Annotated in this window: 2 protein-coding genes; both read left to right on the top strand. The window is 66.8% G+C overall.

Annotated features, from left to right (window positions below):
* Window positions 1-34 precede the first annotated feature (34 nt).
* The gene (locus tag ICN82_RS20990; RefSeq protein WP_407943778.1) at window positions 35-1,594 is read left to right on the top strand and encodes a Re/Si-specific NAD(P)(+) transhydrogenase subunit alpha; all 1,560 of its coding nucleotides are present in this window, start codon (window positions 35-37) and stop codon (window positions 1,592-1,594) included.
* A 15-nt stretch (window positions 1,595-1,609) separates the two neighbouring features.
* A complete protein-coding gene (locus ICN82_RS20985; protein ID WP_193187254.1) occupies window positions 1,610-3,043 on the top strand; it encodes an NAD(P)(+) transhydrogenase (Re/Si-specific) subunit beta in 1,434 nt (477 codons plus the stop codon).
* Window positions 3,044-3,063: the final 20 nt, after the last annotated feature.

Raw genomic sequence — 3,063 nt, 5'->3', positions numbered from 1 at the left:
AGCATGGGAGAGGACTGTTTTGCGGGTTGGATTTTTGGTTGAGACTGTATCGGGGGAGCGTCGTGTTGCGCTTGTTCCCGATACGGTTGCGCAGCATGTGAAGCTTGGTCATTCCTGCGTCATGGAAAGCGGTGCCGGGGAGCAGGCCGGGTTTTCGGATGGGGCCTATGCGCAGGCCGGGGCGGAGATCGTGGCCGATGCGGCGGCTGTTTTTGCCGGGTCGGACGTGATCGCCAAGGTGCAGCCGCCGACGGAGGCGGAGATCGCGCTGCTGGAGCCGCGGCACACGCTGATCTCGTTCTTCTGGCCGGCGCAGAATTCCGATCTTCTGGAGAAGGCGCGGGCGACCGGGGCGACGGTCGTGGCGATGGACATGGTGCCGCGGATCTCGCGGGCGCAGAAGATGGATGCGCTCAGCTCGATGGCCAATATCGCGGGCTACCGCGCGGTGATCGAGGCGGGGGCCAATTTCGGGCGGTTCTTCACGGGCCAGGTGACGGCGGCGGGCAAGGTGCCCCCGGCGAAGGTGCTGATCGTGGGGGCCGGGGTCGCGGGTCTTGCGGCGATCGGGACGGCGACGTCGCTCGGGGCGATCACGCTTGCCTTCGATGTGCGCCCGGAAGTGGCCGAGCAGATCGAATCGATGGGGGCGGAATTCGTCTATCTGGATTTCGAGGAGGCGCAGGGCGACGGCGCGGCGACGGGGGGCTATGCGGCGCCCTCGAGCCCCGAATTCCGCGAGGCGCAGCTGAAGAAATTCCGCGAACTGGCGCCGGATGTCGATATCGTCATCACCACGGCGCTGATCCCCGGGCGGCCCGCGCCCGTTCTGTGGACCGCCGACATGGTGGAGATGATGAAGCCGGGCTCGGTGATCGTCGACCTGGCGGCCGAGCGCGGGGGCAATTGCGAGCTGACGGTGAAGGACGAGCGCATCGTCAGCGGGAACGGCGTGGTGGTGGTGGGCTATACCGACTTCCCCAGCCGGATGGCGGCGCAGAGCTCGACGCTTTACGCGACGAATATCCGCCACATGCTGACCGACCTGACGCCGGGCAAGGACGGCGTGATCGTGCATGACATGGAGGATGACGTGATCCGCGGCGCGACGGTGGCGCATGGCGGCGAGATCACCTTCCCGCCGCCGCCGCCCAAGGTCGCGGCGATCGCGGCGCAGAAGCCGCGCGAGAAGCCGAAGGAGCCGACCCCCGAGGAGCGGCGCGCGGCGGAAACCGCGGCCTTCAAGGCGCAGACGCGGACGCAGCTCGGGCTGCTGGGGGCGATGGCGGTGCTGATCCTGGGGCTGGGGCTGATCGCCCCGGCGAGTTTCATGCAGCATTTCATCGTCTTCGTGCTGGCGGTCTTCGTCGGGTTCCAGGTGATCTGGAACGTGGCGCACAGCCTTCACACGCCGCTGATGGCGGTGACCAACGCGATCTCGTCGATCATCATCCTGGGTGCGCTGATGCAGATCGGCTCGGGCTCGTGGCTGGTGGTGCTGCTGGCGGGGCTGTCGGTCTTCATGGCGGGGATCAACATTTTCGGCGGGTTCATGGTGACGCGCCGGATGCTGGCCATGTTCCAGAAATCGTAAGCGGAGGCGGAAGACATGGAATACGGATTCACGACGGCGGCCTATGTGGTCGCGGCGGTCCTGTTCATCCTCAGCCTCGGCGGGCTGTCGGGGCAGGAGAGCGCCAAGCGCGCGGTGTGGTACGGGATCGCGGGGATGGCGCTGGCGGTGCTGGCGACGCTCGGCATGCTGGGCGGCGGCTTCTGGCTGGTGGCGCTGATCCTGATCGCGGCGGGCGGCTGGTTCGGCATGCTGGTGGCGAAGCGGGTGCAGATGACCGAGATGCCGCAGCTGGTGGCGGCGATGCACAGCCTGGTGGGCCTGGCGGCGGTCTTCGTCGGGCTGAACGCGCATTTCACCATGAAGGCGGTGGCGCGGGCCCATGCGGCAGGCACCGAGGTGACCGGCGGCTTTGCCGCGATGGTGGCGCACAAGACCCCGGTGGAGCTGGGGATCCTGCAGGTGGAGCTGTTCCTGGGCGTGTTCATCGGCGCGGTGACCTTCACCGGCTCGGTGATCGCCTTCGGCAAGCTGGCGGGCCGGGTCGACGGCAAGGCGAAGAAGCTGCCCGGCGGCCACCTTCTGAATGCGGGGGCGGCGGCGCTGTCGGTGCTGTGCCTGGCGTGGTACATGGGCACGGGCGGGTTCCTGCCGCTGGTGATCATGACGCTCTGCGCGCTGTTCATCGGCTACCACCTGATCATGGGGATCGGCGGGGCGGACATGCCGGTGGTGGTGTCGATGCTGAACTCCTATTCGGGGTGGGCCGCGGCCGCGATCGGCTTCTCGCTGTCTAACGACCTTCTGATCGTGGTCGGCGCGCTGGTCGGTTCGTCCGGGGCGATCCTGAGCTACATCATGTGCAAGGCGATGAACCGGTCCTTCATCTCGGTGATCCTGGGCGGGTTCGGGTCGACGGCGGGCCCGGCGATGGAGGTCGAGGGCGAGCAGGTCGCGATCGATGCCGATGGCGTGGCAAGCGCGCTGGAGGAGGCCGAGGAGGTGATCATCGTGCCGGGCTACGGCATGGCGGTGGCGCAGGCCCAGCAGAATGTGAGCGAGCTGACCAAGCGCCTGCGCGCAAAGGGCAAGAAGGTTCGTTTCGCGATCCATCCGGTTGCAGGCCGCCTCCCCGGCCACATGAACGTGCTGCTTGCCGAGGCGAAGGTGCCCTACGACATCGTGCTAGAGATGGAGGAGATCAATGAAGATTTCCCTGACACGGACGTGGTGATCGTGATCGGCTCGAACGACATCGTGAACCCGGCCGCGCAGGAGGATCCGAATTCGCCGATCGCGGGGATGCCGGTGCTGGAAGTCTGGAAGGCCAAGCAGGTCTTCGTCTCCAAACGCGGCCAGGGCACGGGCTATTCGGGCATCGAGAACCCGCTGTTCTACAAGGACAATACCCGCATGTTCTACGGCGACGCCAAGAAGTCCCTCGAAGAGCTCCTGGCAAAGATCGCCTGACCAGACGCGCCCCGCCCCCG

It is taken from the genome of Mangrovicoccus algicola, from assembly GCF_014903745.1.
Lineage (GTDB): Bacteria > Pseudomonadota > Alphaproteobacteria > Rhodobacterales > Rhodobacteraceae > Mangrovicoccus > Mangrovicoccus algicola.
This window is presented reverse-complemented; position numbering and strand designations above follow the sequence as displayed.